Below are 13,691 nucleotides of genomic sequence, written 5' to 3' on the forward strand. Positions count from 1 at the left end.
GAGGAAAAAATGTCCGAATGGCTGGAAAACCACCTGCCCAAGGTGGTGCTGGCACCGTCGTTCATCGCCGTATTGATTTTCGTCTACGGCTTTATTGGATGGACTGCGTGGGTGTCACTGACCCGATCGAAATTGCTGCCGAAATACGAGATCAAGGGCTTTATCCAATATGAACGCCTGTTCGACTCGCCCCGTTGGGATACGGCGATCAACAACCTCTATCTGTTTGGTGCCCTGTTCATCGCAATTGCGATGGTGCTGGGATTGTTGCTGGCCATCCTTCTGGATCAGAAGATCCGGGTCGAAGGGGCCATTCGCACGATCTTTCTCTACCCGATGGCTTTGTCGATGATCGTGACTGGCACGGCGTGGAAGTGGATTTTGAATCCGGGTCTGGGCATCGAGGCCATGGTGCAGGGCTGGGGATTCCCGAATTTCGAATTCGACTGGCTGGTAAACCCGGATTACGCCATCTACACCATCCTGATCGCTGCGATCTGGCAGAGCTCGGGCTTTGTGATGGCACTCTTTCTGGCCGGCCTGCGCTCGGTCGACGGAGAAATCATCAAAGCCGCGCAAGTCGACGGCATCCCCACTTGGCGCATCTATACGGCGATCATCATCCCGTCGATGGCCCCGATTTTCCTGTCCGCCTTCATCGTGTTGGCGCACCTTGCGATCAAGAGCTTTGATCTGGTCATCGCCCTGACAGGGGGCGGTCCGGGATACGCGACCGATCTGCCCGCGACCTACATGTATGCCATGGCGTTTTCGCGCGGTGATATCGGTCAGGCGGCTTCTTCCGCGATGATCATGATGCTGGTCGTCTTTGCCATCGTGGTTCCCTATCTCTACTCAGAATTGAGGGCGAAAAATGACTGATCTGTCGATGCCCCAAACCGAAACCCGCAGGCAAAGCGCCACTGGCAAGATTGCCCTGCGCTGGCTGCTTTATGTCCTGCTGGGCGTGTTCGCGCTGTATTACCTGATGCCGCTTTTCGTGATGTTGACCACATCGTTAAAAAGCCTCGAGGAAATACGCACCGGTAGCCTGATTTCCCTGCCGCGCGAGGTCAGCTTTGACGCGTGGAAAACCGCATGGTCCGGGGCCTGTACTGGTATCCAGTGCGAAGGCCTGCGGCCCTACTTCTGGAACTCGGTTCTGATCGCTGTGCCAGCGGTGACCATCTCGACTCTGCTGGGCGCGCTGAACGGCTATGTCGTGGCACAGTGGCGATTCAAAGGGGCCAATATCATCTTCTCGCTTATGCTGTTTGGTTGCTTCATCCCGTTTCAGGTGGTGCTGCTGCCGATGGCGCGTCTGCTGGGCATGATGGGCATCGCCGGAACCATTCCGGGCCTGATCTTTGTCCACGTGATCTATGGGCTGGGCTTTACCACGCTGTTTTTCCGCAACTACTATGTCACCATTCCGGCCGAGCTGACCAAGGCTGCTCGCGTCGACGGGGCCGGGTTCCTGCGGATCTTCTGGTCGATTTTCCTGCCTCTGTCGCTGCCCATCATTGTGGTGACAGTCATCTGGCAGTTCACGCAGATCTGGAATGACTTCCTGTTCGGCGTGTCTTTCAGTCAGGCGGGCACGCAGCCTGTGACCGTAGCGCTCAACAACATCGTAAACTCCACCACCGGCGTTAAAGAATACAACGTCGACATGGCCGCCGCGATTATTGCGGGGCTGCCGACGCTGCTCGTCTATGTCGTTGCCGGTAAGTATTTCATCCGCGGTCTGACCGCCGGTTCCGTGAAGGGATAACCCATGGCTCCCATCCTTGATATCAACACGCTCTATAAGAATTACGGCACGGTCGAAATTCTCAAAGACATCAACATCTCAATCGATCCGGGGGATTTTCTGGTGCTCGTCGGCCCCTCGGGCTGCGGCAAGTCCACGCTGCTGAACTGCATCGCAGGGCTTGAACCGATCACCGGCGGTACGTTGTCGATCGGGGGTAAGGACATGACCCATGTCAGCCCCAAGGATCGCGATATTGCCATGGTGTTTCAGTCTTATGCCCTGTACCCGACCATGTCGGTGGCCAAGAATATCACCTTTGGCATGAAGGTGCGCGGGGTTGATACCGCCACGCAAGAGGCCAAGCTGAAAGAGGTCGCGGCGCTCTTGCAGATCGAGCCGCTGCTGAACCGCCGTCCCAGCCAGCTGTCCGGTGGGCAGCGTCAGCGGGTGGCCATGGGCCGGGCGTTGGTACGCGATCCCAAGCTGTTCCTGTTTGACGAGCCGCTGTCGAATCTCGACGCCAAATTACGGGTCGAGATGCGGACCGAGATCAAGAAGCTGCACCAGACGCTGGATGCCTCTATCGTCTATGTGACCCATGATCAGATTGAGGCGATGACGTTGGCCACCAAAATCGTGGTCCTGAAAGGCGGCATCGTGCAGCAGATCGGCAGCCCGGCTGAGATCTACAACAACCCGGCGAATCTGTTTGTAGCCGATTTCATGGGTTCTCCCGCGATGAACCTGATCCCAGCTACGGCAACAAAAAATGGCAACGGCACCCAAATCGCCATTGCTCGCCCATCAGGCGAGACGCTTGTCTTGAACGACGCACGCGATCTATCGCTGCCGCAGGATGTCATCCTGGGCCTGCGTCCCGAAGATATCGCCGAGGCCGGGTTTCGCGCAGGGGCGGGGGTGCAAGAGGCCGAGTGCTTGGTTGATATGGTCGAGCCCGCCGGGGCCGATACATATGTGGTCTCTGAACTGGGCGGTAAGCAGGTTACTGCCCGTTTGCATGCAGAGACCAGCGCGCAGGCGGGCAAGGTGCTGAACTTTGCGTTTGATATGAGCAAGGTTTCATATTTTGCTAAAGAAACCGGAGAGCGACTCAATTAAGGCCCGATCTGGCGTTATTTATGAGCACGACGGGCGGTGACTTTCTGTCAAAAAACCGCCCGTTCTGCCTCAATCATGCCGCAATGCAGCAAGAATGGTGAGCGCTACGCAAAAGTGACGTAACGTTCTGTTTTTATGATATTTTTTGCATGTGAACTTTATCTGTCTAAAAACAATGACTTAGATTCCGAGGCTCAAAAGCCGCTTCCCAGAACTGACATGGATCAACGACTTTCCCGGTTGTAGTGCTGTTAACTTGGCCAATATCAGCCTTCTGTTCCTGCGCCACCGCGGGGTAGAAGGCACAGTTTTCACCCCCGCCTGTCATGGGAATAAAACGAGACACTTTAGGAATTAAAGCCAAATGAGTAAGATATCATTGATCACAGCGCTGACTTTAGCGGCGGGCATGGCGTCGGCCGAAGGGCAGCAGGCATTTAAATGCATATCGGAAAAAGACGGTCGCGAATTTGTGGCGGAACATCCGGCCGACAGCGACAAGGGCACAGTTAAATTCGCTGACAGCGAAGGCGAAGCGACGGTTGTCCACGGGCTCGACGGAATCACCTTTATCCATATTGCAGAAAATGACGTGTGGACGCTTGCGCTTCATCTCGAAAAGATGACTTACGAGTTGTCTGTCCATGGTGCGCAAAACTTCGAAGACCATGGGACATGTGAACAGGTATAATCCTGACACGGAAGCGATCAAAGTTGACCCGCGGTTTTTACCACCGCTCAGAAGGCCACCACTCACAAATCGCTTCCTCTTCAGCCTGTTACCGTCTCCCCTAAATGAAAAGACGCGGATTCATTCTATCCCCTCGGGTTTGAATCGCGTGTCGGCGGTAACAGGCTAACCATACTGCCAGATTTGATCTTGCGAGCACCACTGCGCATGCAGCCAGAGTTCAACCCGTCCGGTTCAGATCCTTGATCAACTGGTTCAGGTTACCCTTGCGGGCATCCAGCATCGCTCCGATCTCGGTGCGTTCGGTCAGCAGCAGGTTCACGCCTTCGATGAACATGTTGAAAAACTTCTCGCGCCCAGATTTGTCTGACACCAGGAACGTCACCTCAAACGGGGCCGAGCCGCGCAGTTTGACTGAGGTTCTGACCTCATACCCTGCCTTGATCTTGCGGGCGTTTCTGACATTGACCTCGCCGCCGATGAATTCGCGAAAGCGGCGGCCGTATTTGCGCGAGATATAGCCCTGAAACGCCTTGGTGAACTGGCGCAGCTGGGCCGAACTTGCGGTACGCGCATCAGCGCCAAGCGCATAGCGGGCCATGATCGGCACATCCGCGTATTGCACAAAAATCTTCTCGAAATCACGCAGCATCGCGTTTTCCGATTTGCCCGAGGCGATCACGCGGTTGATTTCGGCCACTACGCTGTTGACCAGCGCCTTGGCGCTTGCCTCGGTCTGCGCAAGGGCGGGCAAGGGCAGAGTGGTCAGCGCCAGACCCGACAGACCGGTTGCGATAAAATAACGTCGGTTCAAAATGTTACTCGGCATATGGGTCCTCATAAGGGTCTAGGAAAGGGTCCCTGACCGGGTCGGTCCCGGTTTCGGCATAAGGGTCATCATACAGACCCAGATAGGCGTCCTCATCATCCCGTGCCAGCTCAAAGCGACGATTTTGCAGATATATAGTCCGTGCCTGCGCATAGCTGTCAGCGCTTTCATACAGGATCGAATCCACCGTGTCCGAGAACCGACCCCTATCGCCCATCCGGCGCACGACCTCGGCATAGACGCCCAGATTGTCCGCCGGGCGCGTCGGGGTAAAGTTGATAGGATTCGAGAACAGGTTGACCACAACCCCAACCGCATCACGGGTGGTTGAGGGACCATATAGCGGCAGCTCGATATAGGCCCCTTCGCCCACACCCCAGACATGCAGCGTTTCGCCAAAGTCAGTATCAACAGGCGGCAGGTTCAGCTCATCCGCGGGCGAGGACAGCCCCGCGCCGCCAACAGTCATGTTGATCACAAACCGCAGCAGCGCATTGCCAGATTGCTTCAGATTGCCCTGCAGCAGATAGTCCACCGCCTGTCCGGGCAGCGAGATATTCTCGGCAAAATTGCTAAAGCTTGTGACCATCGGGTCCGGCACGATTTTCACATAGCCCTTTGAGGCGGGCCGGAACAGGAACCGGTCGACGCCCAGATTGAACTTGTGAACGCCGCGATTGGCGTTTTCGTAGGGGTCAAAAATCTCGCCGCGCGCGGCCTGATCCGCCGGTTGCGAGGCGCAGGCGCTCAGCGCCGTCAGGACGGCTAGAACAAGAAGATGTTTCAGACGTATTCTGCTCGACACGGTCTTTAATACTCCAAGCTGCCAGATGGGGACTGGCTGTCAATCAATACTGGTATGGCCGCACGTCACGGATTCAAGTGCCGTCACATAGTGGGTTCGGGCTCGAATTGAAACATCTAGCGTTTAACCCGTCTGCTTGGCCGAGGTAAAGTGACACAGGTTCAACACTTCGCAATCGGAGAAGTTATGCCCACAGCGCGGCTGCGGATGAAAATGCCGGTTTGCGTCTTTCCGAGGGGCCGCTTCCCGGTTAGCGTCCCGGAGGAATCATAAACTAAGCTGAGGACCAACACATGAGCATCGCAGCAAAGCTGGACAGCCTGGGCGTCACACTGCCGGACGCGCCCGCGCCGGCGGCCAACTATGTGCCTTTTGTCCGCATGGGCAATATCGTCTATATATCTGGGCAGATTTCCAAAGATGACAATCTGATCACCGGTAAACTGGGCGACAATATGGATGTCGACGCCGGGGCCGCAGCCGCAAAGGTCTGCGCCATCAACCTGTTGGCGCAGGTCAAGGCCGCCTGCGGTGGTGACATCGACAAACTGGTGCGTGTGGTCAAGCTGACCGGTTTTGTGAATTCAACCGCTGATTTCACTGCGCAGCCACAAGTCATTAACGGCGCGTCGGATTTTCTGGTCGAGGCGCTGGGCGATGCAGGCCGTCACTCGCGTTCCGCGGTCAGCGCGGCGTCGTTGCCTCTTGGGGTCGCGGTTGAGATCGAAGGGATTTTTGAGGTTCAATGACACCCAGCCTGCCGCAGGCGTTTTTGCAGCGTCCGATCGCACATCGGGCGTTGCATGACAAAACGCAAAAACGCCCGGAAAACAGCCTGTCCGCGATCCGCGCCGCCATCGATGCAGGGTACGGGATTGAAATTGATCTGCAGCTGACCGCCGATCACCGGGCGATGGTGTTTCATGACTATGATATGGCTCGCCTGACCGGACAATCCGGTCCGATCCAGCAGCAGTCTTTGAGCGAGGCGTCGGCTGTGACGCTGTTGCATTCCGAGGATGAGGGCATCCCCTCCCTGCAGGAGGTGCTTGATCTGGTGCGGGGTCAGGTGCCGTTGCTGATCGAATTCAAGGATCAGGACGGGGCGATGGGCACGGATATCGGCCCGCTTGAACAGGATGCGATTCGCGCGCTAGACGGTTATGACGGTCCACTGGCGTTGATGTCGTTCAATCCCCACAGCGTGGCCGAACTGGCCCGTCTGGCACCGCATGTGCCGCGCGGTATCGTGACCAGCGCCTATGACCCGGACAACTGGCCACTGCCCGCCAAGGTTCGCGCGCATCTGCGCGACATACCCGATTTTGACCGGGTCGGCGCCAGCTTTATCAGCCACGAGGTGCATGACCTGCACCGACCCCGCGTGGCCGAGCTTAAGGCACAGGGCGTGCCCATCCTCTGCTGGACCGTGCGGTCGCCCGAACAAGAGGCAGAAGCCCGCAGGATTGCCGACAATGTGACCTTCGAGGGGTATTTGGCCCTGCATTCGGGTTGAACACACACCGCGCTGTCACAGATAATGATCAGGCGCGGAGGGCATATGGATCAGGCACAAATCGAAGTTCAGGTTCTGGGATCGCTCTCGCAGATTTCTGCGTTGGATTGGGACGGGTGCGCCTGCCCCGAGGCCGCCGATGGCGGTCGACCCCTTGATCCCTTCACCACGCACCGGTTCCTGCTGGCGCTTGAGGACAGCGGCTCGGTCGGTCCCGGAACCGGCTGGCAGCCGCAATATCTGACCGCCTATCTGGACGGGATATTGATCGGCGCAGCCCCGCTCTACGCCAAATCGCATAGCCAGGGGGAGTATATCTTCGACCACAGCTGGGCGCATGCCTACGAAAGCGCAGGCGGCCGGTATTATCCCAAGCTGCAGATCGCCGTGCCCTTTACGCCCGCGACGGGTCGACGCTTTCTGGTGCGGCCCGGCTATGAGGCGATTGGCCTATCCGCGCTGGTCCAGGGCGCGGTGCAACTGGCGGCTGACAATCAGGTCTCGTCGCTGCACGCCACATTCTGCACCGAAGCCGAGGCGCAGGCGGGCGCGGAAATGGGCCTGCTGGCGCGCAGCTCACAACAGTTTCACTGGTTGAATGATGGGTACCGGGATTTCGACGGCTTTCTGTCTGCGCTCTCGTCGCGCAAGCGCAAGAACATCCGCAAGGAACGCCTGCAGGCCAATGGTTTTGGCGGAGAGATTCGCACGCTGACAGGGTCCGAGATTCAGCCCGAGCACTGGGATACGTTCTGGCGTTTTTATCAGGACACCGGATCGCGCAAATGGGGGTCACCCTATCTGACGCGCCAATTCTTTGATATTGCGCATGAAACCATGGCAGATGACATGGCGCTGGTGCTGGCCGAACGCGATGGATATGCGGTTGCCGGGGCGCTGAACTTCATCGGGCGCGAGACGCTCTTTGGCCGCTATTGGGGCTGCATCGAACATCACCCCTGTCTGCATTTCGAACTATGCTACTATAGGGCGATTGACTTTGCCATTGCTCAGGGTCTGGTGCGGGTCGAAGCTGGAGCGCAGGGCGAACACAAGCTGGCGCGCGGCTATCTTCCGGTGCGCACGCATAGCTTGCATTGGATCGGAGATCGAGGTTTTGCAGAGGCGGTTCGAAAATATCTGGACGCCGAGGCCCAAGCAGTGGGAGAAGAGATCGAGATTCTGACGGATTACGGCCCGTTCAGAAAATCGAACCCGGAGGAACAGCAATGACCGAACTATTGTCGACCGAGACGCGCGGCCCGCTGCTGGACCCGCTGTTCAATAACGGCTGGACCATGGTCGAAGGCCGCGACGCGATCACCAAGACCTTTATTTTCGAAGATTTTGTACATGCTTTTGGATGGATGACGCAGGTCGCCATTTTTGCCGAGAAATGGAACCATCACCCCGAATGGTCGAATGTCTACCGCACCGTCGAGGTCGTGCTGTCCACCCATGACGTGGGCGGCTTGTCCGCGCTGGATGCCAAGCTGGCGCGCAAGATGGATAGCCTCTGCCAAGGTCAGGACTAACGCGTCCTGGTCCTAGCGGTTGCCTGACCCGATGCCGCCTGCCAGCGATGCCGCCACGCCCATCTGTTTGAATTCTTCAGGGGTAACAGTGCCACTGCTGACATCTATGCCGCTTGGGATCCGGGTCGTTCTGTTGCCGATAGATCGCACGCTGCGCGCCGCCGGATTGATATCCAGACATCGTCTGTCGTAACAGGTCAACCCGCTGGTGTTGATCTCGATCCGGGCCTGCCCATCCTCCCCGGTCACCACCGGAGCTTGCGGCACATCACATGCTGCCAGTGCGCCCAGTACACCCAGATACACCCATTTGGTCATGGCACGCTCCTGTTCGTGGCGTTCGGCCCCGTTGTGATATCGGGACCGGACTTTCATCAGGGAATTGTCGGCCGCCGGTCAGTCCAGCAGGCCATTCCCGTCCTTGTCGGCAGACAGGAAATCCTCGTTCATCTGCCTATCGTATTCTGCGCGGGATATGGCGTTATCCTCGTCGCGATCGACCTTTTGAAACTGCTTGATGTCCAGAAACGGTTTGGCCTCGTCCAGACCCAATGTGCCGTTCTTGTCTTCGTCCATGGCCTGAAAGGCATAGTCCGAAAAAGCGTTGAACTCGTCTTTGGAAAGAAAGCCATCATTGTTTGCATCAATGGCGTTCAGCTCTTTTTCGTTCAGCTCGGCAACGCTCTCGGCCCAGGCGGGGCCTGCGATCAGAACGGCTGCAAGTGCGATCATGCCTGGTTTCATTGCGGCTCTCCTCAGCATGAAAATCTCTGACCTTCAAAGCCGCCCGCGGCGGCTCCGGCAGCGGTCAGGATGGCTTTGCCAGATCCGCCGCCAAACTGATTGCCAATCGCACCGCCGATCAATGCACCCCCCAGCGTGCCGCCAAGACAGGCGATCTCATGCTGCCGGGCAGCTTGTTGCTGCGGTGTCGGCGCAGGACCGCAGGCCGTCAAAACGCCCGCCGCGCCAAGGGCAAGAATACCAAACTGTAGCTTCATCAAAGAACTCCCGGTTGTATGTGCGAATACTGACACACCGGGGCGTTGCGGGCCAAGTTAATTAGGGTCAGGCCCCCTTAATCCTGCGCCGCTGGCGCGTGAACGGCAAAAAGCAGAGGATTTGATCGCGCAGGGACTGGCGGGGTCAGTTCCAAGCGGTCAAAGCCGCTGCTGTGCAGCGGTTCTCGCGTCCGAAGGATTAAGGGGGTCTGTGACCCTAGAGTTCAGAAGGCCCCGGCACAGCCGGGGCCGCCCTCGTTTAGATGGAGCCAAGCAAACCTTCGCCGGCCGAAACCTCGCAGGCGCCAGGGTTTTCTTCGAGGTTCAGAGCCGTGACTTTGCCATCCTCGACCAGCATGGCATAGCGTTTGGACCGTGCGATCAGGCCCACGGGGGGTGCGTCGAAATCCATGCCGACGGCTTTGGTGAATTCCGATGCGGGATCGGCCAGCATCGTCAGCCCCGCGCCAGTTGCGCCGGTGGATTCGCCCCAGGCGCTCATCACAAACGGATCGTTGACCGAAATGCAGATGATCTCATCCACGCCCTTGGCGTCGAACTGATCCTTGGTGCGCATAAAGCTTGGAACATGTGCGGTTGTGCAGGTGCCGGTATACGCGCCCGGGACGGCAAAAATCACCACCTTGCGACCATTGAGCTTGCTTGAGATGCGAACCTCTTCGGGCCCGTCTGCACCCAGTGTCATCAGCGTTGCATCGGGCAGAGTGTCACCGGCTGAAATCATGTTCATACTCCTGTCGATTGAATTTGCAGAGTCGGTCTCTAGCGCAATATAGATTGGCGGGTGGATGAAACCACCAGAATTCGACAGGGTGTGAGGAACATGAGCCATATTGTCGTGATTGGGGCCGGGCAGGCGGGGGCGTCGCTAGTAGCCCGCCTGCGCAAAGACGGGTTCGACGGTGAACTCACCCTTATCGGGGCCGAGCCGCATCTGCCCTATCAGCGCCCGCCGCTGTCCAAGGCCTATCTGCTGGGCGAGATGGAGCTGGAGCGTTTGTTCCTGCGGCCTGAAAGCTTCTATGCCGAGAACAACATCACCCTGCGGCTGGGCCAGCCTGTCACCGCGATTGATCCGCAGGCCAAAACCGTAACCGTCGGGGGCGAAGATATCGCGTATGATGAACTGGCGCTGACGACAGGATCTGATCCGCGCCATTTGCCCGCCGCCATCGGGGGCGATCTGCATGGCGTCCATGTGGTGCGCGATCTGGCGCATATCGATGAGATGGAGCCCCGCGTGACCGACGGCGCGCGCGCCTTGATCGTGGGAGGTGGCTATATCGGGCTTGAGGCCGCCGCCGTCTGTGCCAAGCGCGGTGTCAAGGTCACGCTGGTCGAGATGGCCGACCGTATCCTGCAACGGGTCGCGGCGCCCGAGACCAGTGATTATTTCCGTACTCTGCACACCCGATATGGCGCCGACATTCGCGAGGGGGTCGGGCTGGACCGCCTTGTCGGTGAAGACGGCAAAGTCACTGGCGCTGTTCTGACCGACGGTACCGCGCTTGAGGTGGATTTTGTGGTTGTGGGCGTTGGCATTGTCCCCGCGACTAAACTGGCCGAGATGGCCGGGCTCGAGCTCGACAACGGCATCAAGACCGACGCGCATGGCCGTACCTCTGATCCGTCGATCTGGGCGGCGGGCGATTGTGCCTCGTTCCCTCATGGCGAAGGGCGCATTCGTTTGGAAAGTGTCCCCAACGCAATCGATCAGGCCGAGATCGTGGCGCAGAACATGCTGGGCGCGGCTAAGGACTATACCGCAACCCCATGGTTCTGGTCGGATCAATATGACGTCAAACTGCAGATTGCAGGCCTGAACACCGGCTATGATCGCGTCGTGACCCGCAAGGGTGCGGGCGCAACCGTGTCCTTCTGGTATTACAAGGGCGATCAGCTGATCGCGGTCGACGCCATGAACGACCCGCGCGCCTATATGGTTGGCAAGCGCCTGATTGATGCGGGTAAAACTGCCGATCCCGCCATTGTGGCCGACCCGGATGCGGACCTCAAACCGCTGCTTAAAGCGTGAGGATCATTGCTGGAGACTTCCGTGGCCGCGCCCTGACCTCGGTCGGCAAGGGCGACGCGGGCGCGCATCTGCGCCCCACCACCGACCGGGTGCGCGAAAGCCTGTTCAATGTGTTGAACCATCTGATCGACTTTGACGGTCTGCGCGTTATGGACCTGTTTGCGGGCACCGGTGCGCTGGGGCTTGAGGCGCTGTCTCGTGGGGCGTCCCATGTCACCTTTGTCGATGACGGGCGCGTGGCGCAGGGTCTGATCCGCAAGAATATCGACCTGACCCGCAGCGCCGATCGTACCGATCTGATCCGCCGCGATGCGACCCGGCTGAGTGACAATCCTGGCGCGCCGTATGATCTGATCTTTCTGGACCCGCCCTATGGCAAGGCGTTGGGGCAAAAGGCGCTGGGCGCGGCTGAGCAGGGCGGTTGGATCGCTGATGAGGCGCTGATCGTCTGGGAAGAAAACGCACCCATGGCGGCGCCCGAAGGTTTCGACCCGCACGATACCCGCAAATATGGCGACACCCATATCTCATTGATGTGGCGAAATGTTTCAGGCTGAAACAGGCGTTGCAAGAACCCGCCAGCGTCGCATTTGCCGTCCTGCGCCACATGGGATAGTCCGGTGCCAAACCAAATGGAGCCTCTGATGCACGATCTGGTCATTTTCGACTGCGACGGAGTTCTGGTCGACAGCGAACCGCTGTCCAATCAGGTGCTGGTCAACAACCTCGCCGGATATGGCCTGACCCTGACGATCGAAGAGAGCCTTGGTCTGTTTGTGGGCGGCACCATGGCCGGTGTTCATGTCAGCGCGCGAAAGATGGGCGCGGATTTGCCGGATGACTGGGTCGACCAGATCTATGCGGAAATGTACGAAGGCTTGCGAGGCGGCGTTTCTTTGATGCCGGGTGTCACCGACCTTTTGTCGGTGCTGGATGCGCGCAATGTCCCGTTCTGCGTGGCATCCAACGGCAGCCCGGAAAAGATGAGCATCACGCTGGGCCAGAACGGTCTGTGGGACAGGTTCAAGGACGTGATGTTCTCGGCCCATGTGCTGGGCACGGCCAAGCCCGAACCGGTGATGTTCCAGACCGCGGCGAAGCAGTTCGGGGCCGCCCGTCCCGTTGTTATTGAGGACAGCGCAAGCGGCGTGACCGCAGCGATGCGGGCTAATATGCGCTGTCTCGCTTATGCCCCCCATGGGAGTGGTGAAAAACTGGCCGATCTAGGGGCCGAAGTTTTCAGCGATATGGCTGAGGTGCCTGCCCTTTTGGGACTCTGAGCCACCTGTGTTAACATGCGGGCATGGATCGCGCGCTGACAGCTCCGCTCTGGACATTCGTTCCGGAGACTGACACTGCCACAAACCCAGATTCGACACCGATGCGCGCGCCGGTCTTTATCCATGATGCGGTCACGCCATGGGGATCGGAAACGCTGTTGTTAAAGCTCTGGCGCGATCAGGCTGCGGATCAGGAGGAATAGGTCGGGTGATACATGTCGCCCGGTGAGAGCGTAAAGATATCAACCCCGTCCGCCGTAACACCCACTGAATGCTCGAACTGCGCCGACAGCGACTTGTCGCGGGTCACGGCGGTCCAGTCATCGGCCAGCGTTTTGGTCTCGGGGCGGCCCAGATTGACCATCGGTTCGATGGTAAAGAACATACCCTCTTCCAGAACCGCACCGGTGCCCGGACGGCCATAGTGCAGCACGTTGGGCGGCGCGTGGAAAACCCGACCCAGCCCGTGGCCGCAGAAATCGCGCACAACGCTCATCCGGTGTGCCTCGACATAGGCCTGTATCGCATGGCCAATATCCCCGAAGGTATTGCCGGGCTTGACCATCTCGATGCCTTTGAACAGCGCATCATGGGTCACCTGGATCAGACGCTCTGCTTTTCGGGGCAGTTTGCCAGCCACATACATGCGCGAAGTATCGCCAAACCATCCATCCACGATGACGGTAACGTCGATATTCAGGATATCGCCATCCTTCAGTTTCTTCTCGCCAGGAATGCCATGGCATACCACGTGATTTACGCTGATACAGCTGGCATGTTGATAGCCTTTGTAACCGATGGTGGCCGATGTCGCGCCCGCATCTTCGACCATCTGCGTGATGAGCCCGTCAATCGCGCCGGTGGTCTGGCCGGGGAAAACATGCTCGGCAATGTCGTCGAGTATCCGCGCCGAAAGTGCCCCTGCCGCGTGCATGCCGGCAAAGTCACCCTGTTCATAGATGCGGATACCGTCCTTGGTCAGGCGGCCACGATGGTCTTTCATCGGTGCGGAGCTCCAAATGTTTCGCGCAGCACCCCTTTTACGCTGCTTGTGCAGAAAGCACCAGAGGGCGCAGGGTCGCGCTGCGTTTCCAGTATTGAAA

General features: G+C 58.4%; 19 protein-coding genes. 12 read left to right on the forward strand and 7 right to left on the reverse strand.

The window, feature by feature from the left end:
- Positions 1-9: 9 nt before the first annotated feature.
- The 4 genes from ACR0I7_RS09030 to ACR0I7_RS09045 all read left to right on the forward strand — a co-directional run bounded on the left by ACR0I7_RS09030 (position 10) and on the right by ACR0I7_RS09045 (position 3,566).
- Complete coding sequence (locus ACR0I7_RS09030) at positions 10-882, forward strand: carbohydrate ABC transporter permease (RefSeq protein WP_480510178.1); 873 nt, start codon at positions 10-12, stop codon at positions 880-882.
- Positions 875-1,774: a carbohydrate ABC transporter permease gene (locus ACR0I7_RS09035; protein ID WP_480510180.1), complete on the forward strand. Its 900-nt coding sequence runs from the start codon at positions 875-877 to the stop codon at positions 1,772-1,774. The genes ACR0I7_RS09030 and ACR0I7_RS09035 overlap by 8 nt, the downstream gene beginning before the upstream one ends.
- A 3-nt stretch (positions 1,775-1,777) precedes the next feature.
- Positions 1,778-2,875, forward strand: a complete 1,098-nt coding sequence (locus tag ACR0I7_RS09040) for an ABC transporter ATP-binding protein (protein ID WP_480510182.1) — start codon at positions 1,778-1,780, stop codon at positions 2,873-2,875.
- A 364-nt stretch (positions 2,876-3,239) separates the two neighbouring features.
- Positions 3,240-3,566, forward strand: a complete 327-nt coding sequence (locus ACR0I7_RS09045; protein ID WP_480510184.1) for a hypothetical protein — start codon at positions 3,240-3,242, stop codon at positions 3,564-3,566.
- A gap of 220 nt (positions 3,567-3,786) precedes the next feature.
- On the opposite strand, the gene ACR0I7_RS09050 is transcribed toward ACR0I7_RS09045, so the two are convergent.
- Positions 3,787-4,395, reverse strand: coding sequence for an MlaC/ttg2D family ABC transporter substrate-binding protein (locus ACR0I7_RS09050; protein WP_480510185.1), 609 nt, complete (start codon positions 4,393-4,395; stop codon positions 3,787-3,789).
- Positions 4,385-5,200, reverse strand: a complete 816-nt coding sequence (locus tag ACR0I7_RS09055) for an MlaA family lipoprotein (protein ID WP_480510187.1) — start codon at positions 5,198-5,200, stop codon at positions 4,385-4,387. The genes ACR0I7_RS09050 and ACR0I7_RS09055 overlap by 11 nt, the downstream gene beginning before the upstream one ends.
- A 293-nt stretch (positions 5,201-5,493) precedes the next feature.
- Here ACR0I7_RS09055 and ACR0I7_RS09060 point away from each other — a divergent pair, with 293 nt between their 5' ends.
- From ACR0I7_RS09060 to ACR0I7_RS09075, 4 genes are read left to right on the forward strand one after another with little or no spacing between them, the layout of a single operon-like run.
- Positions 5,494-5,949 carry a RidA family protein gene (locus tag ACR0I7_RS09060; protein WP_480510189.1) on the forward strand — a complete coding sequence of 152 codons (456 nt, stop codon included), beginning with the start codon at positions 5,494-5,496 and terminating at the stop codon, positions 5,947-5,949.
- The gene (locus ACR0I7_RS09065; RefSeq protein ID WP_480510191.1) at positions 5,946-6,716 is read left to right on the forward strand and encodes a glycerophosphodiester phosphodiesterase family protein; all 771 of its coding nucleotides are present in this window, start codon (positions 5,946-5,948) and stop codon (positions 6,714-6,716) included. The genes ACR0I7_RS09060 and ACR0I7_RS09065 overlap by 4 nt, the downstream gene beginning before the upstream one ends.
- Before the next feature lie 45 nt (positions 6,717-6,761).
- Positions 6,762-7,949, forward strand: coding sequence for a GNAT family N-acetyltransferase (locus tag ACR0I7_RS09070; RefSeq protein WP_480510193.1), 1,188 nt, complete (start codon positions 6,762-6,764; stop codon positions 7,947-7,949).
- Positions 7,946-8,251, forward strand: a complete 306-nt coding sequence (locus tag ACR0I7_RS09075) for a 4a-hydroxytetrahydrobiopterin dehydratase (RefSeq protein ID WP_480510195.1) — start codon at positions 7,946-7,948, stop codon at positions 8,249-8,251. The genes ACR0I7_RS09070 and ACR0I7_RS09075 overlap by 4 nt, the downstream gene beginning before the upstream one ends.
- Positions 8,252-8,263: 12 nt before the next feature.
- Here ACR0I7_RS09075 and ACR0I7_RS09080 read toward each other — a convergent pair whose 3' ends face one another.
- The 4 genes from ACR0I7_RS09080 to ACR0I7_RS09095 all read right to left on the reverse strand — a co-directional run bounded on the left by ACR0I7_RS09080 (position 8,264) and on the right by ACR0I7_RS09095 (position 9,997).
- Complete coding sequence (locus ACR0I7_RS09080; protein WP_480510197.1) at positions 8,264-8,569, reverse strand: hypothetical protein; 306 nt, start codon at positions 8,567-8,569, stop codon at positions 8,264-8,266.
- A gap of 78 nt (positions 8,570-8,647) precedes the next feature.
- Complete coding sequence (locus ACR0I7_RS09085) at positions 8,648-8,995, reverse strand: EF-hand domain-containing protein (RefSeq protein WP_480510199.1); 348 nt, start codon at positions 8,993-8,995, stop codon at positions 8,648-8,650.
- An 11-nt stretch (positions 8,996-9,006) separates the two neighbouring features.
- Entirely contained in the window at positions 9,007-9,252 is a 246-nt protein-coding gene (locus ACR0I7_RS09090; RefSeq protein ID WP_480510201.1) for a glycine zipper 2TM domain-containing protein, read from the reverse strand.
- Between the two features lie 259 nt (positions 9,253-9,511).
- On the reverse strand, positions 9,512-9,997 hold the full coding sequence (locus ACR0I7_RS09095) for a redoxin family protein (protein WP_480510203.1): 486 nt from the start codon (positions 9,995-9,997) through the stop codon (positions 9,512-9,514).
- A gap of 99 nt (positions 9,998-10,096) precedes the next feature.
- On the opposite strand from ACR0I7_RS09095, the gene ACR0I7_RS09100 reads away from it, so the two are divergent.
- The 4 genes from ACR0I7_RS09100 to ACR0I7_RS09115 all read left to right on the forward strand — a co-directional run bounded on the left by ACR0I7_RS09100 (position 10,097) and on the right by ACR0I7_RS09115 (position 12,791).
- Positions 10,097-11,308, forward strand: coding sequence for an NAD(P)/FAD-dependent oxidoreductase (locus ACR0I7_RS09100; RefSeq protein WP_480510205.1), 1,212 nt, complete (start codon positions 10,097-10,099; stop codon positions 11,306-11,308).
- The gene (gene rsmD / locus ACR0I7_RS09105; RefSeq protein ID WP_480510207.1) at positions 11,305-11,865 is read left to right on the forward strand and encodes a 16S rRNA (guanine(966)-N(2))-methyltransferase RsmD; all 561 of its coding nucleotides are present in this window, start codon (positions 11,305-11,307) and stop codon (positions 11,863-11,865) included. The genes ACR0I7_RS09100 and rsmD overlap by 4 nt, the downstream gene beginning before the upstream one ends.
- A gap of 87 nt (positions 11,866-11,952) precedes the next feature.
- Positions 11,953-12,588 (forward strand): HAD family hydrolase, encoded by a 636-nt coding sequence (locus tag ACR0I7_RS09110; RefSeq protein WP_480510209.1) that lies wholly within the window; start codon positions 11,953-11,955, stop codon positions 12,586-12,588.
- 23 nt (positions 12,589-12,611) lie between these two features.
- The gene (locus ACR0I7_RS09115) at positions 12,612-12,791 is read left to right on the forward strand and encodes a hypothetical protein (protein WP_480510211.1); all 180 of its coding nucleotides are present in this window, start codon (positions 12,612-12,614) and stop codon (positions 12,789-12,791) included.
- Here the strand turns inward: ACR0I7_RS09115 and map are convergent.
- A complete protein-coding gene (gene map / locus ACR0I7_RS09120; RefSeq protein WP_480510212.1) occupies positions 12,779-13,591 on the reverse strand; it encodes a type I methionyl aminopeptidase in 813 nt (270 codons plus the stop codon). The genes ACR0I7_RS09115 and map overlap by 13 nt on opposite strands.
- Positions 13,592-13,691 lie beyond the last annotated feature (100 nt).

This window comes from Ruegeria sp. AM1 (assembly GCF_056540745.1).